The sequence below is a fragment of the Chryseobacterium sp. A321 genome (assembly GCF_054489265.1).
Genome location: NZ_JBTMWZ010000001.1, coordinates 1,348,134 through 1,371,785, shown reverse-complemented (window position 1 = coordinate 1,371,785; position 23,652 = coordinate 1,348,134). Strand labels below are relative to the sequence as shown.

The following is a 23,652-nucleotide window of genomic DNA, read 5'->3' as shown; positions in this document are numbered from 1 at the left end:
AATATACGACAAAAGTATTATATTTAACTCCTATGAAAACCAAGACTTCCGCTCCTATTTCAAAACAGATTCTTTTAAAAGCGTACGAACATATGATGATGGCTAAATCCATGGCCGATCATTACGAGGAGAACAGAGCCCTCTGTCCCTATGTGCATTCTACGTCTCGAGGCCATGAGGCAGTGCAGCTCGCGACCGCTTATCTTCTTACCCAAGACGATTGGGTTTCTCCTTACTACCGAGACGAGAGCCTTTTGCTAGGGATGGGATTTACTCCCTACGAGCTCATGCTTCAATTACTCGCTAAAATGGACGATCCTTTTTCTGGAGGAAGATCTTACTATTCTCATCCTTCGAGCCGGGACAAGGAAATGCCTAAAATGATTCATCAAAGTTCTGCCACAGGCATGCAGGCGATTCCCACCACAGGAGTTGCGCAAGGACTTAAGTACATAAAAACCCAGAAGCTAAAAGCCTTTGAGAAAGATCCCATCGTCGTTTGCTCTCTAGGGGACAATTCAGTCACAGAAGGAGAAGTCTCCGAAGCCTTTCAGTTCGCTGCTTTGCACCAACTTCCCATTTTGTTTTTAGTTCAGGATAACGATTGGGGGATCTCCGTCACGGGCAAAGAAGCCCGCACCGCAGATGCCTATGAATTCACAAGTGGATTTACCGGTCTTGAGCGCTTACGCATTGATGGAACTAATTTCGTAGAGGCCTATCAGGGCATGGAAAAAGCATTTTCCATTGTGCGTGATCAGCATAAACCCGTCGTGGTTTGCGCAAAAACGGTTCTTATTGGCCACCATACTTCGGGCGTAAGACGAGAGTTTTACCGGGATGAAGAGGACCTTTCAGAGCACCGAAAAAAGGATCCAGGCGTTTTGCTAAGAAACGATCTTCTAGAATACGGCATCTTAGAGTCTACTTTACAGGGAATCGAGCAAGAGGCAAAAAAAGAAACGAAACTTAGTTTTGAAAAAGCTCTCCAAGCGCCAGATCCAGACCCAGAAAGCGTGATGGACCATGTCTTTGCCCCCACGCCCATTTTGGAAGAAAAAGGAATAAGAGTTCCCGAAGGAACCAAGGAAAAGATTGTCATGGTGGATGCGGCGATTCATGCCATCCAAGAAATCATGTACGCACATCCGGAAGCCTTACTCTATGGACAGGACGTAGGCAAACGAATTGGTGGAGTCTTTAGAGAAGCCGTGACCTTAGGAAATAAATTTGGAGACGAGCGCGTTTTCAACACCGCCATTCAAGAGGCCTATATTATAGGCTCCACGGTAGGAATGAGCGCCGTGGGACTAAAACCGATTGTGGAAGTCCAATTTGCAGACTACCTTTACCCAGGTATTAATCAGCTCATCACGGAAATTTCAAAATCTTCTTATCTCTCGATGGGTAAATTTCCTATCTCTGCACTCATCCGTGTCCCTATCGGCGCGTACGGAGGAGGAGGCCCCTACCACAGTGGAAGCATTGAAAGCATTTTAGCCACCATCAAAGGAATCAAGATTGCCTACCCTAGCAACGCGGCCGATTTTAAAGGACTCCTAAAGGCTGCATTTTACGACCCTAACCCGGTTCTCATGCTAGAGCACAAAGGACTTTACTGGTCTAAAGTTCCAGGAACAGAAGAAGCAAAAACCATTGAACCTGATTCCGACTACATTTTGCCCTTTGGAAAGGCGAACCAGATTCTTTTGGCAGACCAAGAGCAAATCGATAAAGGACGCACCCTTGTGGTAGTCACCTACGGAATGGGCGTGTATTGGGCCAAGCAAGCGGCAAAAGCCTTTGAAAATCGGATTGAAATCATTGACCTTCGAACGCTTGTTCCCTTAGACGAAGACCTTGTCTTTGAAAGAGTTTCTGTTCACGGAAAATGCCTTGTGCTCACGGAGGAGGCAGTGACCAATTCCTTTGCTCAGGCCTTTAGTAGTCGAATCGCCCACCACTGTTTCTTCCAACTGGATTTGCCCGTGGAAACCTTAGGCGCAAAAGACACTCCCGCGGTTCCTATCAATGTCGTACTCGAAAAGGAAATGCTCCCTACGGCCGAAAAAGTAGAAGCAAAAATAAGAGAAATGCTTTCTCGTTAAGTGCATCGACAAGGTATGGAAAGTCGGCTGTTGCCGTATTTTTACAAAAAATATCCTAATTTTTAGTCCTGTTTTAAGGGGTAAAAATTAGGATTTTTAGGATTCTAGTAGGCTCTTGCTTTAAGATTCTACAGGAGCCGTTTTACTAAAGCGGATCGATTCGATTTGCGTTTTACTCTGTTCTAATTCCACAAAGAGTTTCTCTTTAAGGGAAGAGAAATAAGGGGTCTTTTCAAACAAAGATTTGTAGTAGTCGATTCCACTAAGAAGATTCTCTTTAAAAGCCTTCCATTTCTTTTCAAGGGCAGGACTCACTACTTTCGTTTTCTCAATTTCGGATCGGAAATACTTTAGGTACTCGTCCAATTCTTTTATAAAGACATGGGGTCTGTTCTCATGGTTTTCCACAGAAGGACCTCCATAAATATGACGCATCATTTCCTTCAAACTAACTTCTTTCGAAAAATAAGCGATGTTCGGTCCAGGACAAACCACAACCCCTTGCTTTTGACCTTTTACGGGAATCCCTAATTCCAACTGAGCAGAGTTTGCGAGCCCTACACAGAGGCAGGCTTTCTCGGTAATGCTTTCTCTTTCTTCTTGGTACTCCCTCACATCCAATTGCGCTTTTTTCTCCTCCAATTCCTCTAGTCGGCGGTCTTGGTATTTTTTAGAGGCCGTGCAAATTCCCTCGGTTTCTCCATAGGCTTTACTCAAGGCTAAGTATTTTTTCGGGCAAGAGCTTCCCGCTTTATTCTCCTGAATTCTTTTGTTCTTAAAATACTCATTGCTCGTGCCTCTAATTGTATTGAAGGGAACCCCTAAAGGAGAAATGTCACTTAAGTACAAATCCTCTTCTTTCGCTTTTGCAAGAAGTTCGCGCGTTTCTTTATCCACTGAGGTCGCCTCGGGAACTAAAAGAAAGGGAGATCCCCAACCCACACTATCGACCTGGTAATGATCTCTTAAAAAAGCGTGCTCAGTGCCGGTTCCAACTCCCCCTTGCACCGTAATGGCAAGAGAAGGCAAAACCGTAGGAACGGTCTTCCCTTTTTGTTCTAAGGCAGGGGCCAAAAGAGCAAAGGCAGATTCGATAAGTTCCCTTTTCTTGGATCTGAATTCTTCAAGAATAGGTCCCATGAGAAGTCCTTGCGTGGCAAAGGCGTGCCCTCCACAGTTGAGTCCCGATTCAATTCGGTATTCAGAAACCCAAAGCCCTTTCTTGGCTAAGAATTGCCCTTGCACCATAGCAGAGCGAAAATCACTCACTTTAAGCACAATCTTCTTCTGGAAATCTCCCTCGAGATTTGGATAAAACACGTCAAAATTCTCCATATAACTGTAGAGACGTGGATTCATTCCTGCGGAAAAAATCACAGAACTACGCGTGGTGCTAAGGGCAAAGCCGCGAAGAGCGGCATGCGCATCGTTATACTCTCCACTCAAAGGTTCAGAATCCTTAAAATTGTCTTTATCCACCTTGGTCATGATATTCACATCGATTGAACCTGGATACAAGTATCTATTTAAGATCTCTTTTAGACCTTGAAAATCCAGCTTTTTCTCGTGGATCACCTCCTCAAGTTTCGATTTTAAAGTCGAACTGCTTGGAAGAGTTTGCAAGAAGGACTCAAGCTCTTTCTGATTCGAGGCTAAATCTTCTTTAAAATGTTCGAATTTAGTGGCAATATGCTGATCTAAAAAATTCAAATACGACGTAATTCGTTTGGCTCTATAATCCTCGATTTTCGTAGAAATCGACTCGTAAGGCTGCTTAAATTTTTCACTGTAAAAGCCTCGAACCTTCTCAATTAAATCGTCGTCCATAATGGATATTACAGAATCTATTCCGTACTGCGCCACGCGAAGCGGACTGTCAATGGTAAAGGCAAGGCCCATAACGGGTATGTGAAAATGATGTGTTTTCGAAATCGCTGTCATAAAATGTAAATAGAGTTCGGTTTGTATTAATTTTTAAACGCATAAAGATACTTGTTTCTGCGTACCTGATTTGTATGGCAAACATAACATTTATCATGCGTACCGATTGCATCCTAGATAAGCCCCTTGCCTCCTTTTATCTAGAACGACAGCCTCTAGTCTATTCCAAACCGAAAAGAAACAAAAAAAGCCTCCAGAACACAAACGCATTCTGAAGGCCGAAAATTAAAAAATTGAAAATTTAAGGTACTAGCTTAATCTCATCGACCTTAAAGGTGGTCTTCTCCGTAGCGGTTTTCCCATAACGGTCTGTCGCTCTCACTTCAAAACTGTGCGTTCCCACGCTTAGACCTTTTGGAACTCCAATGCTCCAAAGGTGGTTGGAAGGCTCGGGATTGGAAGGTCTTCTTCCCTCTTCAAGTTCAGACCTTTCATCCCACTTAAAAGTAGTCAGCATAAAGGAAGGATCTATTTCTTTCGTGAAGTTCATCGGTTTCCACTCCCCTCCGTCAATGCTATATTCTACCTTATCCAAGGCCGATCCTGTAAAGAAATTAGCATAGAATTTTGCGGAACTTCTTGTTTTCGTAACCACTTTCGGGGCATGAAGTTTAATGAGGAAGGATTCAGGATGCCCTGCCGCCTTGTACTGAACTTCGTATTTGTTGTCTTTAATGGTGAGGTAGGAATACCCGCGGTACGTTCCGTCTCTCATGATGGACATCGGAACTCCTATTGAATCCACCGTTCCGGAATACCAATCCCCTGAGGTGGTTCCCATGTTAATCTCATGAAGCATTCCTTCTCCATCCCAGCCCTCTTCCTTACCGTAGTAGATCTGAGTTTGTTTGTGGGTGTGAGCAGACATTAAAAGCACATTCTTGAAAGGCTTTAGAGCTTTAAAGATTCTTTCTCTGTCTGACAATCTAAAATGCTCGTCTCCTGCTCTCTCCGCCTTCATTTGAATGTGGTAAGAAACCACAATCAGAGTATTTGGATCCACGTGTTTTAGATCGTTTTCAAAAAACTGCAATTGCTCCTCTCTTAGTCCTCCCCAGTACCCTTTTTGGTCTCTTGGATCCGGATAAAGAATATTGTCTAAAATAACAAAATGGGCATTTGCGTAGTTGAAGGCATAATTGGCAGGACCAAAATTTTTCTCAAAGGTTTCGTCGGCTTTTGTATCGTCTGACGCCTCGTAATTCATATCGTGATTGCCCATGACATTGTACCAAGGCAGTTCGAGCTCCTTTACCGCGTCAATATAAGGTTGATGGAGAGAAAGATCGTCTCCTACTAAATCGCCTAAAGTGATCCCAAAACGAGCATTCTTTTTCGCTCCTTTCACCTCGTCAATAATCCCTCGTCTGAAGTAGTCCACTTCTTTCAGATTGTAAGGCTGAGGATCTCCAAAAACCAAAACAGTAAACTCTTTCTCTTCCTCCGATTTATAAAGCGGAAAATCGACTGATTTTGGAAGCTTTCCTGTCGGGCTCACCCCCGCATACTTAAAGTTTGTTGGGGAACCCTCAGGTTTGAAATGGTAGTAAAATTTAGGAAGTTGATCCTTTCCTACTTTGGTTTGAAACCCGGAGGGTTTAATTACAAAAAGGGTATTGTCGCCGGTCAGCGGAAGGGAATAACGACCCGTCGCATCGGTTACACTAACGTGTTGCCCGTTGGAGACAGAAACGCCTTCAATCCCTTTTTCCTTGCGGTCTTTCCGCTCGTTTCCGTTCGCATCCGCAAACACATATCCCGATACGGAACTCTGTGCGATAACGGCGGTGCCTAGTAGCAGCAGGGGTAAAATAAAACTTGTTTTCATTGATTTGATAAAATTAATTGTTCTGGAATGTCACTTGTCACAAGATCGATCCCCATGGATTTCAATTGAGTGAAGACAGAAAGGGAGTTCACGGTCCAGGAATTGGTGCTAAGCCCTAAAGCTTTGGCCTTCGCCACCCAAGTGGGGTTGGCTAAAAGCACCGCGTACGGATAGTCAAAACCGTCAATCCCTTCTTCTTTTAGCGCCTTAGGCGAAAGATCTCCTTTTAGATACTGAACCTCAACGGATGGGTCTAGTTCCTTTAGCGCTTTGCAAATGCCAAGAGAGAAAGAGATGTACTCGCTTTGCCCAGCCACGCCTACTTTATTTACCTCCGCGAGAACCTCTTGAGCTACGATTTTCTCTAGCATAGAATCTGCAGTCGGTTTGATTTCAATCACAAGTCTTACCTTGGGATCCTTCTTCCCTACTTTTAGATACTGCCTAAGTGTAGGAAGCTTTTCCCCATTGCTTAACCTCAGATTCTTAAGGTCTTTGTACAAAGTTTTTGAAATTTCATGACCCTGAATGTCCGCATCGTGGTTAATGACAAGGACTCCGTCCAAAGTTCTTTGCACATCAAATTCAGATCCGTACACGTTTAGCGACTGAGCCGCTTTAAGCGAGGAGATGGAATTCTGCGAGGTTTCGCTTGCTTTCCAATGGCCGCGGTGCGCTACAATTCCGGTTTGCGCCTGGCACCAGCCGGCCATTAGAAGAAAGCTGATAATGTATTTTTTCATTCTTAAGGTTTGTTCCACCACATTAAGGTGTTAATATCATCTCCGCCCATGCTCTGAACGGCCGCCTGATAGTTTGCAGGGTTCATGACTTTTGGATTGGTTGGGTACATTAAACGCTGGGGCATCTTCCCTCCGTTGAGTAGACCTCCATTGTTTGGTAGTGTTGGGAAACCCGTTCTACGGTGTTCAAACCACTGCTGATGGTCCACAAAGAAAAGTGCGATGTACTTCTGGGTCATAATCTGCTCTAAAGTTCCGTTATAAGCCACTACAGGATTGTCAAAATAACCTTCAGGAACCTCAGCATTCCATTGCTGTAAGGCCGAGCTTACACCCTTTTCATAGTAGGCTTTCGCATCTCCCGAAATAATATTCTTAAGAGCAAGTTCACTTAGGGTGAATTGAAGCTCACTGTAAGGATACACCAGCACTTTCAAAGGAGCTTTGGCAAGATTCTGATTCATATTGGACGGTTGGTAGTCTAAGGCCGTCCCTGGCGCATAACCCGAGGGAGCTCCTTTAAATCCAATCACCGTATTGTCACTAAGCTTTCTAGCCGATGTGAAAAACTGAGAAAGTCTTGGGTCACCGTTTTTCTCTAAGGTCTCCACAAAAAATTCTCCCGCTGCACGGTACGAAGTAAAGTCTTGAGGTCTTGGAATCGGGGGCATAAAAGGAGAAACTCCAGAAAGTAACATGGCAGCAGAATCGTCATTCGATTCAAAAAGTGGATAGTCTGCTGGATTGTTTACAATCGTACGGATACGCTCATTCACATTAAGTTCCCCGTTTCTTTTCTGAATTCTATTGAGAAGGCGAATCGAAAGCGAGTTTCCGAATTTCTTCCATTTAAGCACGCCTGCTGCAGACTGCTCGCCGTGGTAGAAGAGGTCTAGTTCCCCTAGGGATTTGCTCGTATCAAAAAGAAGGTTCGCCTCTTTCAAATCGTCTAAAAGAGCGACATAAATGTCTTTCTGAGAATCAAACTTAGGGGTCATGATTCCCTCTTCCAAACGAAGTGCTTCTGAAAAGGGAACATCTCCAAAGGTATCGGTTAGGTTGGAATACATCCACGCCTGAAGTACCTTGGCAATGGCTACATAGTTTGCATTGTTTTCGGCCGCTGCAAAAGATTCCATCTCTTTTGCCTGCTTAAGCCATTTGTAACTTGTGTTCCAATACCCACCACCAGAATTTTCTGTGAAATAGTAGCGACTTGGTGTATTTCCTTCGTTTGGAAAAGGAAGCGCTACTTGCATAAGTTGGAAGGTAAAGTCATCCGCACGGTTGTACCCGTAAGAGGCCATTTCGTATTGGAGTGGCGCTAGAAAACTTCCCGCCGTTGGGTTAATAATTTTACTCGTGTCGGTATTAATCTCATCCATGTTTCTATCGCAGCTGCTTAGAAAGGCGAAAGAGAGAAGGACGAAACTTAATTTGATTGCTGTATTTTTCATTGTTGTATTAAAGCTTTAGAATTTTACATTCAATTGAATGCCTACGGTTCTTGAAGAAGGAAGCTGTCCAATTTCAACCCCTGGAGTAATGGTGCTGTTGTCAAGCGCCGCCACTTCCGGATCAAACATTGGGAAATCGGTCCACATCCATAGATTTTTACCGAAAAGAGCGAGCGTTAAATTCTCTACTCCCATCGGCTCGGTGAGCGTTTTAGGAAGCGAGTACGAGATTCGAGCGTCCCGAAGTTTGATAAACGAAGTATCAAACGTGTTGGTCTCGATGTTCGCACGACGGTAGTAATCCCCGTAGTAAGAATTAAGCGTTACTTTCTTCGTATTCGGGCTGTAAGAACCGTCTGCATTTTGCACGACTCCTTCTCCAATGATCATCCCATCCAATGCATCACGGCCTTTCAGGGTATGCATGAGTTTTCCTTGCTCAGACATCTTGTGATGCGTTTGAGAGTATGCATTTCCACCTAACTGTCCATCAAAAGAGAAACTTAGGCTAAAGTTTTTGTATTTGAACTCATTTTGAAGTCCGGCTCTCCATTCTGGAAATGCGTTGGCTACTTTCTCTATGGTGGCTGGCCTTGCGGGAAGTCCATTCTCCCCATAAATCACTTGCCCGTCGGGCGTTCTCATAAGCTTGTACCCATAGAAATCGCCTAGCGATCCTCCTACGACGGCATTAAAATAAAGAACTCCCGCCACAGTCGACATTGTGTACGGCTCTCCATTAAACTCGGGAGGAAGGGAAAGGATTTCGTTTCGGTTTAAGGACCAGTTCGCGTTCACATTCCAAGTGAAATTTTTGCTTCGAATGGGCGTTGCATCGAGGCTCATTTCCACACCCCTGTTGCGAATTTTTCCTCCGTTAATAATTCGGTGAGAATACCCGGATTCATAAAGTGCAGGAATCGATAGGATTTGATTGTCTGTTAAGTTTTCATAGAGTGTAACACTATAGTTCAAACGGTTTTTGAAGAAACCAAAATCCATCCCCGCTTCAATGTTTGTATTGTTCTCTGGCTTCAAGTTAGGATTCGGATACACATTTGGCGTATGAATACTTCCTGGAAAATCACCTAAGTTGTAATACTTAGTTAGCTGGTAAGGAGACCCGTCGATTCCCACCTTCGCCCATGAGGCGCGAAGTTTCCAGAAATTAAACCCAGAACTACGAACATTAAAGATATCAGAAAGGATAAAACTCGTACTTACGGAAGGATAAAAGAAAGAACGGTTCGACTTAATTAGTGTAGAACTCCAGTCATTTCTTCCGGTTACGTCCACGAATACTTTCTGATCGTACCCTAGAGTTAAGAGTCCGTAGGCACTGTTTACGCGCTCATCATAAGGCTTTGGAAGTCTTGTGTTCAGCGTAATTGCATTGGATAAACTGTAATCTCCTGCTACCTTTAGTCCTTCTGCACGGTAATCGTTCATCAAATATTCGTTGTAACGAATACTTCCTCCCACGGAAGCAGACACATCTAGTTTACCGAACTGATTCTTGTAGGTAACCAGGGCGTCCGTATTGTATTCTTGGTTCGTGATCAGTTGTTCACGGTAGAATCCTTGGCGGTAGTTTGCACTGCTGTAAGGTCTTTGCGTGGTTCTTTCTTCATTCAAATAATCCACTCCCGAACGTAGCATAAAGCTAAACTGATCATTTAGTTGATAGTCTAAACTTACATTCGCACCAATGGAGCGCTTGTCCACTCCGTTTAGCATGTGGTAAGCGATTAGATACGGGTTGTCTATATAAGAGGAGAATGGGTGAATCTGATCTAGATTTTCTTGCCCTTTCTTCCATACGGGCTTGTACCAAGCCAAATCCACGTTTGGATTTTGGAAGATCATGAAGTAAGAGATCGATTGGTTGTTATACCCCGTAGCAGGTAAATTGTCACTTTTGGTTCTGTTAAAGGAAAGCTTGGTGCTTATTTTTAAGCGGTCATTCAACTTATGGGAAAAGGATCCTGCAAAATTGAACCGGTCAAAACCTGTGTTCGGCATCATCCACTCGTTCGATAAATACGTAAGGGAAGTTCTATAGCTTGTCTTCTCATTGGAGTTCTCAATGGAGATGCTATTGGAATAAGTAGATCCCGTTTCCCAGAAATCTTTTACGTTGTTTTTATACGGTCTCCACAGTTGAGGAGAAAGACTTTGTCCCTCTACAGTAGGATCATACTGGTAATACATCTGTCCGTCAAACTTAGGTCCAAAGGCACTGGAAGTTCCTCCTGTGCTAACTCCGTCTGGAGACGCCCCGTAGGAATAATAGAAATTTCCGTTTTTATCCTTTGCAAGGGTTCCTTGTCCGTATTCGTGTTGGTAATCTGGCCATTTTAGAACGGTATCAAAAGAAGCGCTTGAATTCAGGGTCACTCTGATTTTCCCATTCTTTCCTTTCCCGGATTTCGTGGTAATCATTAAAGCACCGTTCGCAGCACGCGATCCGTAGAGTGCAGCTGCTGAAGCTCCTTTTAGAACCGTTACACTTTCAATATCGTCTGGGTTAATGGAATTGAGTCCGTTCCCAAAATCAATTGGAAGGTCGCCTCCAGAACCGGCACCGTAAGCAGAAGTTCCCGATCCGGAATTTACTCTCGGTCCATCACTAAGGGGAATTCCATCCACTACAATAAGCGCGTAGTTATTGTCCATACTCATGGACTTTTCCCCACGAAGCGTGATACGAGAAGATCCCAAAGGTCCAGCTCCAGTAGTTTGAATTTTCAAACCGGCTACTTTCCCTTCCATGGACTGCGCCCAGTTGTTGTTCTGGGTTTCTTCGAAGGTCTCAGATCCGACGGTTTCCGCCACATACCCAAGAGACTTGTCTTGTCTTTTAATCCCAAGAGCGGTGACAACCACTTCTTCGATTTGTTTTTCTTTCACTGTATCGACTCGGCTTTGGGCAGCAATTTCCACAGAAATCGAACCGCTTAGTGCGAGGATTAGTAGAGTTACAATTTGTCTTTTCACTGTACATATTTATTAAGTGGCAAAAGTAGCAGCATTGCTCTACAAGGGTGTTACCTCGCTCTTAACGTTTTTTTAACAATATATCACGTGAAAATGAACCCAATGTTTCGTCCTACCCTAAACGCCTGAAAAGCCGATCCCTAGAAGCGTTAACAAAAGTTAATACCCTTATTCTTCGATTATGTCTCCTAATTTTCTTATGCAATGCATGGTACACAGAAGAAAGTTCATTAATTCTAGAAAAAAAGCTTTCATTGAAGGAAAGACCTTATAATAGAATCTTCTAAAAAAAGCGAAGAAGACAAAAGGGAATCTGAACGAAAATCAGTAATATTGCATAGGGCCAAGCGGACCTAAAAACAATCTTTTGGCAAGTCCAAAAGAACTTAAGTTTAAGAATAGCGTATACTAGGATTTTAACCCTCTTCGATCAAAACCATGTCCGATTCCATTAAAGCCACAATCGAGTCTCTAAGAAAAGAACTGCACGAGTACAATTATAATTACTATATCTTGGATTCGCCTCGAATCTCGGATTTTGAGTTTGATCAAAAATTAAAAACGCTGCAGTCTTTAGAGCTTCAGTACCCTGAGTTTGACGATCCCTCTTCCCCTACCCATCGTGTGGGAGGAAGCATCAACAAATCGTTTCCGACTGTGAGCCATGAATATCGAATGTATTCTCTGGACAACTCTTATAACGAGAAGGATTTAGAGGATTGGGCAAAGCGAGCTAGCAAAACCCTTGAGGAGCCATTAGAATTTGTGGCAGAACTAAAATACGACGGAGCCTCAATTTCTCTCTATTATGAGAATGGAAAATTAAAATCTGCAACCACTCGTGGGGATGGTTTTCAAGGAGATGAAATCACAGCGAATGTCAAAACCATATCGGACATCCCCCTCTCTTTGCGAGGGGAGTATCCAGAGCGCTTCTACATACGGGGAGAAATCTTTCTTGGCAAAGACCAATTTGCCCGGATTAACTCCCAACGCATAGAGGAAGGACTAGATCCCTTTATGAACCCACGAAACTCAGCCTCAGGAAGTTTAAAGTTGCAAGACAGCTCAGAGGTGCGTAGGCGTCGACTCTCGGCTCTCATGTATCAGATTGTTACTACAGATCCGATTGCAGAGAGTCACTCCGAACTTTTAGAAAAAGCCAATTCTTGGGGCTTTAAAACCTCTTCGCACACGAAAACATGCAAAACCCTTGAGGAGGTTTGGGCGTTCATCTCCTATTGGCAAGAAGAAAAAGACAATCTTCCTTTTGAAATCGACGGGATTGTAATCAAGATCAACAGCCTTTTGCAGCAACAAGAACTAGGTTTCACAGCAAAATCTCCCCGTTGGGCGATTGCTTATAAGTTTCCTTCCACAGCGCAAGAAACGAAATTAGAAAAAGTGACCTACCAAGTAGGCCGCACAGGGGCGGTTACGCCCGTGGCAAATTTAGCTCCCGTCCTATTAAACGGAACGGTTGTAAAAAGAGCCTCCCTTCACAACGAAGACATCATTCGAAAACTGGATCTTCACGAGAAGGACTATGTTTTTGTCGAAAAAGGGGGAGAAATCATACCCAAGATTGTAGGGATCAATCTGGATAAACGATCTACTGACAGTCAGCCCATTCAGTACATCACGCACTGTCCTGAATGCGGCACGCCGCTTGAGAAAATTGAGGACCAAGCAATTCACTACTGTCCAAACGAGCTTCACTGTCCCCCTCAAGTGGAAGGGAAAATGATTCATTATGTCTCGAGAAAGGCGCTCGACATTGAAAATTTAGGAAGCGAAACCATTGAGCAGCTCTACACGGCCAAGCTTATCGAAAACCCAGCAGATTTTTATGTCCTTACAAAGGAAATGCTCCTTCCACTCGAAAGAATGGCGGAGAAATCGGCTCAAAACATTTTAGATGCCATTGAAAAATCCAAAACGGCTCCCTTCGAGAAAGTACTCTTTGGACTCGGTATCAAACATGTGGGAGAAACCGTGGCCAAGAAATTGGCAAGAGAATTCCCTTCTATTGATGCATTAAAAGAGGCCTCTCCAGAGGATCTTTTGCAAGTGGCCGACATCGGAGAAAAGATTGTGCAAAGTTTAGTCGCGTATTTTGAGAATCCAGAGAACCAAAGAATCCTTGAACGACTAAAACTCTATGGAGTGCAGCTTGAGAGCACGGGAGAAGAAAAAACCCAGCTAAGTAGCGCCCTCAAAGATCAATCGTTTCTCTTCACGGGCAAACTCTCCTTATTCTCGAGAGAACAAGCAGAAAAAATGGTTGAGGACCATGGAGGGAAAAATGTCTCTTCCGTGTCAAGTAAACTAAACTATTTGGTAGTCGGCGAGAAAGCGGGAAGCAAACTAAAAAAAGCAATGGATTTAAAAACGGTTCAAATTTTAGACGAGCAGCAATTTCTAGATTTGATTGAACCTAGCGAAAGTGCTACTTCTTAGGCCGTTTCAACCTCAATTTAGAGGCCTCTTTTTTTTCTCATCTCGCTAAATTTTAGTAGTTTTAGCCTTTCAATTATATAAAATAAATCACCATTATGATCAAACGTAATTTTATTCTCTCTGCCCTTTTGATTCCGGCAGCGATGGCATTTGCCCAACAGTACGGGGGCATGTGGATCCCGACCGAAATCAACGAGCAAGAAATGAAAGAAATGGGCATGAAAATCAGTGCAAAAGATATTTTCGACCCAAACAAACCCTCTATTAAAGATGCTGTAGTACAGTTTAACGGAGGCTGTACGGCCGAAATTATTTCTCCACAAGGCCTTTTACTGACCAACCATCACTGTGGATACGGGCAGATTCAAAAGCATTCTAGCGTAGAGCACGATTATTTAGCAGATGGATTTTGGGCTGGAAACATGGGGGAAGAACTCGCTAACCCTGGGGTGACTGTAGACTTCATTAACGACATTAAGGAAGTGACTACTGAGGTGCTTAAAGGCACAGAAAAACTAGAAGGAAAAGCGTTAGAAGCCTTACTTGCCAAGAATACAAAGGCCGTTGAAAGTTCTTTTAAAATTAAGCCTTACCAAAAAGTTTTGGTGAGAGCCGCGTATTACGGAAACAAATACTACGCGTATATTATTGATACCTATAGAGACATTCGTCTTGTAGGGGCACCCCCAAGTTCGATTGGAAAATTTGGATCTGACACAGACAACTGGGTTTTCCCAAGACATACGGGAGATTTCTCTCTCTTTAGGATTTATGCCAATAAAAACAATGAGCCTGCAGAATACAGCGAGGACAACGTTCCTTTTGTACCGAAGCACTTCCTTCCCATTTCACTAAAGGATAAAAAAGAAGGAGACTTCACGTTCGTATTTGGATTCCCAGGTCGTACAACGGAGTATCTTCCTTCCATCGCAGTGGAAAAAATCAGAACGGAGATTGATCCGGCCATGATTGCAGTAAGAGACGTTGCGATCAAAACCTTAGACGCTCAAATGCGCGCAGACCAAGCAACGAAGATTAAGTATGCTTCGAAATTTGCTAGCGTAGCGAATTATTGGAAAAAATGGAGCGGCGAAGTCGAAGGATTAACCAAATCCAATGCAGTAGGAAAAAAACAGGCATACGAACAAACGCTTATTGCGAAAAATCCTGCGATCAAAACCACGATCGATCGATTCAATGTTCTTTACACGGAACAAGCGCCTTACGCTCTCAACCGCGCGTACTATAGCGAAGTCATTCGTAACTCTGAGACGCTAAGCCTAGCCAGTAGCTATCTTCAATACTTAGCTTTAGCAGAAAGTGGCAAGCTCAATGAGCAAACCAAAGCTAATTTCGCAAATAGACTTAGTAGTACGTATAAGAATTACGATGCGGAGTTGGATGCAAAAGTAACGGCAAAAGTGCTTGCTCTTTACGCAAACAAAATGGATGCTAAATTTTTACCTTCTGGATTTGCTGCCTTCAAGGATGAAGCCCGCAATTTAGCGACGATCGAGTCTTTTTCTAAAAACTCCATCGTGAGCGGTAGAGCCTCTCTTAACGGCGCAACCGCCTACACGGATCTTGAGAAAGTCCTTTCCGATCCTAAATCGCTTGCGACTGCCCTTGAGAAAGATCCGATGGTAAAACTCTTTGCGACCCTTAGAGACACCTACAGCAAAACGACGCAGAACCAATACACGAAGTACCAAGACGAGATCGATGCACTTCAAAAAACGTACATGGCGCAACAAATGGCCACGGACAAAGACCGTAAATTCTTCCCGGACGCGAACTCTACCCTTCGTGTTACGTACGGAAAAGTAGCCGGTTCTAACCCGAAAGACGCCCTTTACTACGGATATCAAACCCATCTTTCTGGAGTGATGGAAAAATACATTCCAGGAGATTATGAATTTGATGTACCTGAAAAGCTAATCACGCTCTACAACGACAAAAACTACGGACCGTATGCGAATGCGAATGGAGAAGTTCCTGTGAATTTCACAGCGACCAACCATACGACTGGGGGTAACTCCGGAAGTCCAACCTTAGATGCAGAAGGAAACCTAATTGGTCTCAATTTCGACCGTCAGTGGGAAGGAACCATGAGTGATATCAACTACGACCCTCGTTTTAGTAGAAACATTATGGTCGATGCGAAGTACATTCTCTTTATTGTAGACAAGTACGCGGATGCCAAATGGCTAATCAACGAAATGAAAATTGTAAAATAGTCCTCGAAAGACTTTATAGCGGAATGCCCTTCGAACGACTGATTCAAAGGGCATTCTTCATTTTATCTTTATAAAAAATGCACTTTCTTACCATAGGTCAATTTCCCACAGCCTGGCTTGGTGTACATTTGCACTCAAAATAATAAACAATTTATCAAAATGAAAAAACTATCCCTTGTTGCGCTAGTATCCGTTCTAGCCCTTGCATCTTGTAAAGAATCGAAAGCTGACCAAGCTACTACAGGTGAAGCTCAATCCGTAGCCGCACACGCTGAAGACATCTACACAGTCGCTGCAGACAGCAGTAAAGTAAACTGGACCGCTTACCACGCAGGTGGTCTTAACCCAAGATTTGGAACTACAGAGACCACAGGAACTTTATCTGTACAAGACGGAGAACTTATTTCTGGAAACTTAGTATCCGATATGGGAACTTTAACAACAGATCCAAAAGCAGTTGACTCAAGCATTTCCGACGGAAAAACTTCTGTGGATCTTGACAACCACTTAAAGAGTGCCGATTTCTTCGACATTGAAAAAAACCCAACCGTTACTTTTGACATTACGAAAGTAGAAGCTTTGCCTGCGGAAACAGTAAGCAAAGTAGAAGGAGCCAACAAACTGGTTAGCGGGAACCTTACCATCAAAGGAAAAACAGTGAACGTTAGCTTCCCAGCGAAAGTAGACGTGAGCGATAGCACCGTTTCTTTAACTTCTAAATTCACGATCAACCGTCAAGATTGGGGTCTAACGTACGGAACCGAAGGAGATCCAAAAGATTGGATGATTTCTCAAGAAGTAGATTTAGATCTAAACTTGGTTGCCACGAAATAATCGCAGCGAAAAAAAACTTACTAACCGTCTCAATTTACGAATTGAGACGGTTTTTTTTAGGTTCCCATTCATGCGATCGCACAAGAAAAAAAAGACCCTTGCGAATTGCAAGGGTCCTTTACTTGGGTCTGTTCAAAACCTAAATAAGCCTGAGCCGACTGTTTCGCTTACCAGATACGAATACGATCTTCTGGCGCTTTGTATAGATTGTCTCCTGGTTTTGTACCAAATGCTTCGTGGAACGCATCTACGTTAAGTAGAGGTGCGAACGCTCTATAGTATCCTGGAGAGTGTGGATCTGTTTTTACTTGATTCTGCATGTATTGATCCGTAGATTTGGTTCTCCAAACCGTAGCCCAACTCATAAAGAAACGTTGATCTTGCGTGAATCCACTGATCTTCCCTGGATTGCCGTGGTCTTTTAGGTACATCTGTAAAGCTTCGTATGCCACAGAAACGCCCCCTAAATCCCCGATATTTTCTCCACTCGTGAATTTACCGTTTACGAAACTTCCTTTTACAGGTTCGTAAGCATCGTACTGAGCGGCTAATTCCCCTACTTTCTTATCAAAATTCGTACGATCGGATTCCGTCCACCAGTTCTTAAGGTTTCCGTCTCCGTCAAATCTGGATCCCCCGTCGTCAAATCCGTGAGAAATCTCGTGTCCGATTACGGCACCAATTCCACCAAAATTCACTGCAGGATCTGCTTTGAAATTAAAGAAAGGAGGTTGAAGGATGGCTGCAGGGAATACGATTTCATTGTTAGAAGAGCTGTAGTATGCATTCACCGTTTGAGGAGACATTCCCCATTCTGTTTTGTCTACCGCCTTCCCTATTTTCGCTAGGTTTTTGTCGTAATTCCACTTCGATAAATTCACAAGGTTTCCATAAAGGGATCCTCCGTCTTTAGGCGAAGCCATTTGAAGTTTTGAATAGTCTTTCCAAGTATCTGGATACGCAATCTTAACCGTGAATTTAGAGAGTTTTTCTTTTGCTTTCACTTTCGTATCCGCGCTCATCCAGTCTAGGTCTCCAATGCGCTTATCAAACGCTTTGCGGATGTAATCCACATAGGTTACCATTTGCGATTTTGCTTCTGCTGGGAAATATTTCTCTACATATAGTTTTCCGAAGGCTTCTCCTAAAATACCGTTGATTAGAGAAAGACCTCTTTTTTCCATCGGTCTTTGTTCTTTCTGTCCTTGAAGGTATTTTGAGTAGAAATCAAAATTCAGATCGTCCATTTTTTGATCTAGGTTCCCCATGTTTCCTCTTAGCAGGTGCATTTTCATGTACTCTTTTAAGAGAGGTAGGTTCTTCTCTGTAATGAACTTATCCATATTTTGGTAATACTCAAGTTCACCCACGATCACGCGGTCTGTATTCACTCCTACTGTTTTTAAATAGGTAGGAAGATCTACATTTTTCACAAGACTCTTAAGCTCTGCATTGGTCTTTGGATTGTAACGTAAGTTCGCATCTCTACCCTCTTCATTGGTAAGTAGGTAATTTGCCAATTGGTTTTCAAAAGCGACCACTTCAGAAGCCGACTTCGCTGGATTCGTAGACCCTAGCGTTTCAAAAAGTTTCCCTGCAAACTCTGTGTATTTTGCAAGAGTGGCTGTATTCGCTTCGCTTTTCTTTTGGTAATAGTCTTTTCCAAGGCCTAAGGCTGGACCTCCTAAGTACACTGCATTCATTACAGAGTTTTTAAGATCGGCCCCGACTCTCCATCCGTAGAAAGGATTGTCTCCCGTTTTGGTGGCTTCATTTAAATAAGACTGGAACTGCTTTAAATTTGAAATTGCATCAATTTTTGCAAGATCTGCTTTGATGGGAGAAAGACCAAGAGCGTTACGGGTATCCCAGTCGATAAAGCTCCCGTAAAGAGCCTGAATTTTTTGACCTTCAGATCCTTTTGCAAAAGAATCGGTTAGGATTTTATTTAAAATTTCAAGCGACGCATTGTCCGTTTCGTCTCTAAGTTCGTTGAACGAACCCCAAGATACTTTGTCCGAAGGAATCTCCGTGTTCTTGTACCAATTTCCGTTCACGTACGTAAAGAAATCCTCGGTAGGTTTTACCGAAGTATCCATGTACTCAAGGTTGATTCCATGTTCCTCTGCATCGGATGTGGCGGATGCACTCGCCTCAGTTTGGGTGTCGGCTGCAGGAGCTTTTGTAGCACAAGAATTGAGTAAAACCATTCCTGAAAAAGCAAGCAAACCAATAGTAACTTTTTTCATGTATAACTTTGATTTAATAGTATATAGGTTGTAAGTAAGAATTAAACGTTACAATTTAGTTAAATTATTTGATTAATGTTAAAGGTTTTGGCCTTAAGCGAGCCAGTCCATTCGTCGTTTTACTAGGATTTCAGCGAGTTCATGTAGCGCTCTCAAGGAAACAAAATTCATAAAATCCTTGCGGTCCAAATGAGGCAAGTAAAGTCGTCTGGTCACTTCAAAGTCATGTACACGGATCGAATAATAGACTTCACCCACCGGCGTGTTGTAAGCATCTGATGAGGGCCCTGCTGCCCCTGTCGTGGCAATGGCTAGCTCACTCCCGAAGAATTTTTGACAGCACAAACTCATTTCCTTTGCCACTTCAGAAGAGACGACACCGAACTCCTGGATTGTCTTTTCACGAACACCCAATAGCTTTACTTTCTGACTTGTATCGTAGGGCACGATTCCCCCAAGATAATGGGCGGATATTCCGGGAACACTTACAAGGCAACTAGAAATGGTTCCTCCAGTGCAGCTCTCGGCTACACTTAAAGTCAACTTCTCTTTCTGGAGCAAAGTGTGAAGTACAGCCTCAATACTACTTCCATCCCACGAAAATACAAAGGGCGCTAAAAGAGATCGGATCGGTTCAAACGTATCGGTAAGCTCCTTTTTCAACAATTCTAGATTGTTGCCAGATCCACTCAATTGCAATTTGATTCGACCTTCCACCGGTAGGTACGAAAGACTCAAATGCTGGGGTAGCGAAAGCTCCCACTCTTCAATAAGATTAGAAAGTTCGCTCTCTGGGATACCGGAGACAGAAACGGTCCTCGTCACAAAAAAAGGCAAGGAAAATCGAGAAGACAGGTAGGGAATAATCTGATCCTTCACTAGGGGTTTCACTTCGTAGGGAACGCCGGGCATACAAATCGCAATCTTCCCCTCTTTTTCCATCATTTGACAGGGGGCGGTTCCATGTTCGTTCTGAAAGACTTTTGCTCCCTCTAGTACGAGCGCTTGGTTCTTATTCAAATCGAGAAGGTAGGACCTGTTTCTCTTTTCAAGGATAGACTTCAAATGCTCATAGGTTGCCGGATCAATGGCAGAACTTACTCCGAAATAACGCCCAATGGCCAATAGCGTTTGATCGTCCTTGGTAGGCCCGAGTCCACCCGTGGTTAAAACGAGATCCGCCCTTTCAAATGCGCGACCTAATGCCGATACGATTTCGGCAAGTTCGTCCTTTACCGTAAGAATAGCTTCCAGAGCAACTCCAATCTTTTTCAATTCCGTGGCTATAAAATTCGAATTGGTATCTAGGGTGTCGCCAGAAAGAATTTCTCCACCCACGGCAATAATCACTGCTTTCATTAAGGAAAGGTCGGAATTTTGACTGAGAAATCGATCGCGATCTGGAATTAAATTGATGTCGTTATTAATAATTTGAAATGCACTAGTAGGTTTATTCCTTTTTCTTTAAAAAAAAATAAATTCATCAAACAAGAGACCCCCACATAGAAAACTCTATAAACATCGTGCTAAATTTTATAAAGCTATAGCCAAACATCCTATTTATCTTTGTCATACAAAAACACAATTATGAAAGTAGACTTAGGCATTTCAGCCAAAAATTTAAAATCTTTACATGAACTTCTTAACAAAGTTCTTGCGGACGGGAACGTCCTATATATTAAATTGAGAAAATTCCATTGGAACTTAAACGGTCCTGATTTCTTAGAATTGCATGAGCTTTTCGAAGCGCAGTACACCGCATTAGAAGTCGCCATTGATCAAGTGGCAGAACGCATTAGCACCCTTGGAGGAATTGCGGACGGTACAATGAGTGAATTTATTGCAAATTCTCAGATTAAGGAAACACCAGGCAAAATTCCAACGAATCAAATGATGTTAAAAGAGCTTGTGGGTGATCATGAAAAGATTGTAAAAGCCCTACGTAAATATGTGGATAGTGCCGACACCAAATATGGGGATGCAGGGACTGCCGACTTCTTAACGGGTCTTATGACAGATCACGAGACGATGGCGTGGAAACTACGTCAGTACTTTAGAGAATAAATCATTTATTTCATTTTACTTAAGCAATTAGGCCCGCTTCAATTTTGAAGCGGGCCTAATTTTATTGCAGTAAAAGTATTTCCTTTCTATTGGAAAATGGAGGAGAAAAAGGCTTTCATTTCTTCCCAAGATTTCTCATCTGCCTCTTTGTTGTAGGCAATGTTCATATCAAACTTCTTCCCTACTTCTGTTGAAGCAGGATTGGTAAAGGCGTGCACTGCGCCTGGGTAGTTCACAAACTTATAATCAATCTTCGCAGAATCCATTTCTTTCTTAAAAGCGGCGATTTCTTCCGCCGGTACAAAATTATCCGCCTCCCCATTCAGCACGAGGTATTTCACTTTTGAATTTGTCGGTTTGACGCCCGTTTGAAGATTTCCATGGAAACTTACCACTCCTTTTAACTCCTGGTTTTGGCGACCGAGATTCAGCGCTTGCGCTCCTCCAAAACAGTAACCCATCACGGCTATTTTACTTCCATCCGCCTTCGAATCTTTCGCTAAAGTGGCTTTCACGGCCTGATAGATAGCCTGCCCTTTCGAGGGATCTTGGTAGAACACAGTCGCTTCTTTTTGCGCCTCTTCAGGGTTTTCAACTGCCTTTCCATTGCCGTAATAGTCTAGCGCCACTGCGTAATACCCTAAATTGGCTAATTGATCGGCCCTGCCTTTCGCATAGTCATTTAAGCCCCACCATTCCGGAATTACCAGTACAATCGGGAGCGATCCTGCGCGCGTAGAATCGTACGCCACATAGCCTTTATGACTAATTCCATTGGCATCATACTCTAGGACTTTGGTATGAAGTTGAGCCTGTTCAACGGTAACAGAATCCGAACTCACCTCGGGTTCCAATACTTTAGAATCTGTCTTTTTCTGACAGGACACGAGCGCAATACTGGCAAACAAAAGCGCGCTGAAGAATGTTAATTTCATATTTTTTTATTTTTTGGTGTTTTTAAAGTTAAAAAAAATATTCTAAAGCTTTATAAAAAAGAAAGCGACCCAAAAGGTCGCTCTCTATATATTTTCTGTCGTACTTAGTAATTACAATAAGTGTCTTTCGGCGTGGTAAGAACTTCTTACCAAAGGAGAGCTCTCCACGTGTCGGAACCCTAACCCTAAAGCAAATTCGCGGTACTCTTCAAATTCTTCAGGACTTACAAATCGCTTTACGGGCAAATGGTTTTTACTAGGTTGTAAATATTGTCCTATCGTGATCACATCTACTTTCGCTTCGCGAATGTCTTCGATGGTTCTTAGGACTTCGTCTTTCTCTTCTCCAAGTCCTAACATTAGACCCGTCTTGGTTCTTCTTTGACCTGAGTCTTTCAAGTAACGAAGCACATCAAGGCTACGTTCATACTTCGCCTGAATCCGTACTTCTCTTGTTAATCGTTTTACAGTTTCCATGTTATGGGAAATCACCTCGGGTGCCACCTCAAGCATGCGATCGATATGTTTATGAACGCCTTGGAAGTCTGGGATTAACGTCTCCATTGTGGTTCCCGGGGAAATTCTTCTCACCGCATTCACGGTTTCTGCCCATAGAATGGATCCCATGTCTTTCAAGTCATCACGGTCTACAGAGGTAAGAACTGCATGCTTAATTTTCATAAGCTTAATAGATCGTGCTACTTTCTCAGGTTCATCCCAGTTGACATCGAGTGGCTTCCCAGTCTTAACGCCGCAAAAACCACAACTACGCGTACAAATATTTCCAAGGATCATGAACGTGGCCGTCCCCTCTCCCCAACATTCACCCATGTTAGGACAGCTCCCACTTTGGCAAATCGTATTAAGTTTGTATTTATCCACTAAGGAACGAAGTTCCCGGTAGTTTTTACCGGTTGGGAGTTTCACCCGAATCCATTTCGGTTTTTGTATCGTTGTATTTGGGGTCATTAATTGCTCTTCCATAATAGTCTGCACGCTTTCGCCTGCTTTTTTATTTCTTTAATAATTCCGCTAGGACCTTTTTGGCTCGCATAATTCGAACCTTTGTATTCGAAACCGAGAGTCCTAATTCCTCGGCAATCTCTTTAATGCTCTTCTCTTCGTAAAAGCGAAGCGTTATAATTTGCTGATAGCTTTTATCCATGGTGGAGAGAATCTGCCTAATCTCCGACTGCTCTTCTAGACTAATCATGAGTTCCTCGGGAGATTGTGCAAATTCATTATGCACTTCTTCTAAATTGGTATGCAAGTCTTTCGTCTCCCGACTCTTTTTTCTCCAAAAATCAATCGTCGTGTTCTGTGCAATGGTCAAAACCCACGTTTTAAATTCAAACTGCGGATCAAAATAATCGAGTTTGCCTAAGACTTTCGAAAACACCTTCACGGTGATTTCATCTGCATCGTTCTTATCCCCAACTTTCTTTAAGACATAAGAGAAGACCGCTACCCAATACAAATTAATGAGTTGAGTCTGCGCTTTTTGGTCTTTTTCACGCGCTTTTTGAATGAGCAAAAGGAGCTTTGATTTCGTCATTTAAAAGACAAATTTACGAAAAAATAAAGTGTAAATCGAACCTTCCACAGCAAGTCCTTAGAATTGAAGAAACCCACAAAAATTCCACTTCAAAATAAGAGTGAGGAACTTAATGAAACTAGAGATAAGGGGGCTGCTCACTCCTAGGCAAAGAATGGAACCTTTAAAGGAAAGTGGCTAAAAGCATGTTAGGTTTAATTAGGCGCTCTAGGAAGTATTTACTAATTTTGCACGTTATAAATTT

Annotated in this window: 15 protein-coding genes; 5 read left to right on the top strand and 10 right to left on the bottom strand. The window is 43.0% G+C overall.

The features are described 5' to 3' along the window. Positions 1-32 precede the first annotated feature (32 nt). Positions 33-2,108 (top strand): alpha-ketoacid dehydrogenase subunit alpha/beta, encoded by a 2,076-nt coding sequence (locus ACX3PZ_RS06465; RefSeq protein ID WP_459112286.1) that lies wholly within the window; start codon positions 33-35, stop codon positions 2,106-2,108. Between the two features lie 120 nt (positions 2,109-2,228). Here ACX3PZ_RS06465 and ACX3PZ_RS06460 read toward each other — a convergent pair whose 3' ends face one another. From ACX3PZ_RS06460 to ACX3PZ_RS06440, 5 genes are all read right to left on the bottom strand, one after another. After that, positions 2,229-4,049, bottom strand: a complete 1,821-nt coding sequence (locus ACX3PZ_RS06460; RefSeq protein WP_459112285.1) for a hypothetical protein — start codon at positions 4,047-4,049, stop codon at positions 2,229-2,231. Positions 4,050-4,290: 241 nt separating this feature from the next. After that, positions 4,291-5,877 carry a calcineurin-like phosphoesterase C-terminal domain-containing protein gene (locus tag ACX3PZ_RS06455; RefSeq protein ID WP_459112284.1) on the bottom strand — a complete coding sequence of 529 codons (1,587 nt, stop codon included), beginning with the start codon at positions 5,875-5,877 and terminating at the stop codon, positions 4,291-4,293. Then, positions 5,874-6,620: a glycerophosphodiester phosphodiesterase family protein gene (locus ACX3PZ_RS06450; RefSeq protein ID WP_459112283.1), complete on the bottom strand. Its 747-nt coding sequence runs from the start codon at positions 6,618-6,620 to the stop codon at positions 5,874-5,876. Before ACX3PZ_RS06450 ends, ACX3PZ_RS06455 begins: the two co-directional genes overlap by 4 nt. A gap of 2 nt (positions 6,621-6,622) precedes the next feature. Beyond that, positions 6,623-8,077 (bottom strand): SusD/RagB family nutrient-binding outer membrane lipoprotein, encoded by a 1,455-nt coding sequence (locus ACX3PZ_RS06445; RefSeq protein WP_459083682.1) that lies wholly within the window; start codon positions 8,075-8,077, stop codon positions 6,623-6,625. 15 nt (positions 8,078-8,092) lie between these two features. Continuing rightward, on the bottom strand, positions 8,093-11,074 hold the full coding sequence (locus ACX3PZ_RS06440; protein ID WP_459112282.1) for a SusC/RagA family TonB-linked outer membrane protein: 2,982 nt from the start codon (positions 11,072-11,074) through the stop codon (positions 8,093-8,095). A gap of 438 nt (positions 11,075-11,512) precedes the next feature. On the opposite strand from ACX3PZ_RS06440, the gene ligA reads away from it, so the two are divergent. From ligA to ACX3PZ_RS06425, 3 genes are all read left to right on the top strand, one after another. After that, positions 11,513-13,534: an NAD-dependent DNA ligase LigA gene (ligA, locus tag ACX3PZ_RS06435; RefSeq protein ID WP_459112281.1), complete on the top strand. Its 2,022-nt coding sequence runs from the start codon at positions 11,513-11,515 to the stop codon at positions 13,532-13,534. 95 nt (positions 13,535-13,629) lie between these two features. Beyond that, positions 13,630-15,771: a S46 family peptidase gene (locus tag ACX3PZ_RS06430; RefSeq protein ID WP_459112280.1), complete on the top strand. Its 2,142-nt coding sequence runs from the start codon at positions 13,630-13,632 to the stop codon at positions 15,769-15,771. A gap of 159 nt (positions 15,772-15,930) precedes the next feature. Further along, positions 15,931-16,605: a YceI family protein gene (locus tag ACX3PZ_RS06425; protein ID WP_459112279.1), complete on the top strand. Its 675-nt coding sequence runs from the start codon at positions 15,931-15,933 to the stop codon at positions 16,603-16,605. A gap of 167 nt (positions 16,606-16,772) precedes the next feature. Here the strand turns inward: ACX3PZ_RS06425 and ACX3PZ_RS06420 are convergent, their stop codons facing one another. After that, positions 16,773-18,854, bottom strand: coding sequence for a M13 family metallopeptidase (locus ACX3PZ_RS06420; RefSeq protein ID WP_459083677.1), 2,082 nt, complete (start codon positions 18,852-18,854; stop codon positions 16,773-16,775). Positions 18,855-18,947: 93 nt separating this feature from the next. Beyond that, positions 18,948-20,213 (bottom strand): CinA family nicotinamide mononucleotide deamidase-related protein, encoded by a 1,266-nt coding sequence (locus tag ACX3PZ_RS06415; protein ID WP_459112278.1) that lies wholly within the window; start codon positions 20,211-20,213, stop codon positions 18,948-18,950. Positions 20,214-20,441: 228 nt separating this feature from the next. Between ACX3PZ_RS06415 and ACX3PZ_RS06410 the strand changes: the two genes are divergently transcribed. Next, entirely contained in the window at positions 20,442-20,918 is a 477-nt protein-coding gene (locus tag ACX3PZ_RS06410; protein ID WP_459083675.1) for a Dps family protein, read from the top strand. A gap of 86 nt (positions 20,919-21,004) precedes the next feature. Here ACX3PZ_RS06410 and ACX3PZ_RS06405 read toward each other — a convergent pair whose 3' ends face one another. The 3 genes from ACX3PZ_RS06405 to ACX3PZ_RS06395 form a co-directional block, all read right to left on the bottom strand. Beyond that, on the bottom strand, positions 21,005-21,853 hold the full coding sequence (locus ACX3PZ_RS06405) for a dienelactone hydrolase family protein (RefSeq protein WP_459112277.1): 849 nt from the start codon (positions 21,851-21,853) through the stop codon (positions 21,005-21,007). A gap of 111 nt (positions 21,854-21,964) precedes the next feature. Then, on the bottom strand, positions 21,965-22,837 hold the full coding sequence (gene lipA / locus ACX3PZ_RS06400) for a lipoyl synthase (protein WP_459083673.1): 873 nt from the start codon (positions 22,835-22,837) through the stop codon (positions 21,965-21,967). A gap of 28 nt (positions 22,838-22,865) precedes the next feature. Next, positions 22,866-23,408 (bottom strand): RNA polymerase sigma factor, encoded by a 543-nt coding sequence (locus ACX3PZ_RS06395; RefSeq protein WP_459112276.1) that lies wholly within the window; start codon positions 23,406-23,408, stop codon positions 22,866-22,868. Positions 23,409-23,652: the final 244 nt, after the last annotated feature.

Excerpts from the sequence above, each read along its gene's own strand:
- lipA (WP_459083673.1), bottom strand. The coding sequence starts at position 22,837 with ATGGAAGAGCAATTAATGACCCCAAATACAACGATACAAAAACCGAAA.
- ACX3PZ_RS06405 (WP_459112277.1), bottom strand. The coding sequence starts at position 21,853 with ATGAAATTAACATTCTTCAGCGCGCTTTTGTTTGCCAGTATTGCGCTC.
- ACX3PZ_RS06425 (WP_459112279.1), top strand. The coding sequence starts at position 15,931 with ATGAAAAAACTATCCCTTGTTGCGCTAGTATCCGTTCTAGCCCTTGCA.
- ACX3PZ_RS06430 (WP_459112280.1), top strand. The coding sequence starts at position 13,630 with ATGATCAAACGTAATTTTATTCTCTCTGCCCTTTTGATTCCGGCAGCG.
- ACX3PZ_RS06450 (WP_459112283.1), bottom strand. The coding sequence starts at position 6,620 with ATGAAAAAATACATTATCAGCTTTCTTCTAATGGCCGGCTGGTGCCAG.
- ACX3PZ_RS06415 (WP_459112278.1), bottom strand. The coding sequence starts at position 20,213 with ATGAAAGCAGTGATTATTGCCGTGGGTGGAGAAATTCTTTCTGGCGAC.
- ACX3PZ_RS06445 (WP_459083682.1), bottom strand. The coding sequence starts at position 8,077 with ATGAAAAATACAGCAATCAAATTAAGTTTCGTCCTTCTCTCTTTCGCC.
- ligA (WP_459112281.1), top strand. The coding sequence starts at position 11,513 with ATGTCCGATTCCATTAAAGCCACAATCGAGTCTCTAAGAAAAGAACTG.
- ACX3PZ_RS06465 (WP_459112286.1), top strand. The coding sequence starts at position 33 with ATGAAAACCAAGACTTCCGCTCCTATTTCAAAACAGATTCTTTTAAAA.
- ACX3PZ_RS06410 (WP_459083675.1), top strand. The coding sequence starts at position 20,442 with ATGAAAGTAGACTTAGGCATTTCAGCCAAAAATTTAAAATCTTTACAT.
- ACX3PZ_RS06460 (WP_459112285.1), bottom strand. The coding sequence starts at position 4,049 with ATGACAGCGATTTCGAAAACACATCATTTTCACATACCCGTTATGGGC.
- ACX3PZ_RS06455 (WP_459112284.1), bottom strand. The coding sequence starts at position 5,877 with ATGAAAACAAGTTTTATTTTACCCCTGCTGCTACTAGGCACCGCCGTT.
- ACX3PZ_RS06420 (WP_459083677.1), bottom strand. The coding sequence starts at position 18,854 with ATGAAAAAAGTTACTATTGGTTTGCTTGCTTTTTCAGGAATGGTTTTA.
- ACX3PZ_RS06395 (WP_459112276.1), bottom strand. The coding sequence starts at position 23,408 with ATGACGAAATCAAAGCTCCTTTTGCTCATTCAAAAAGCGCGTGAAAAA.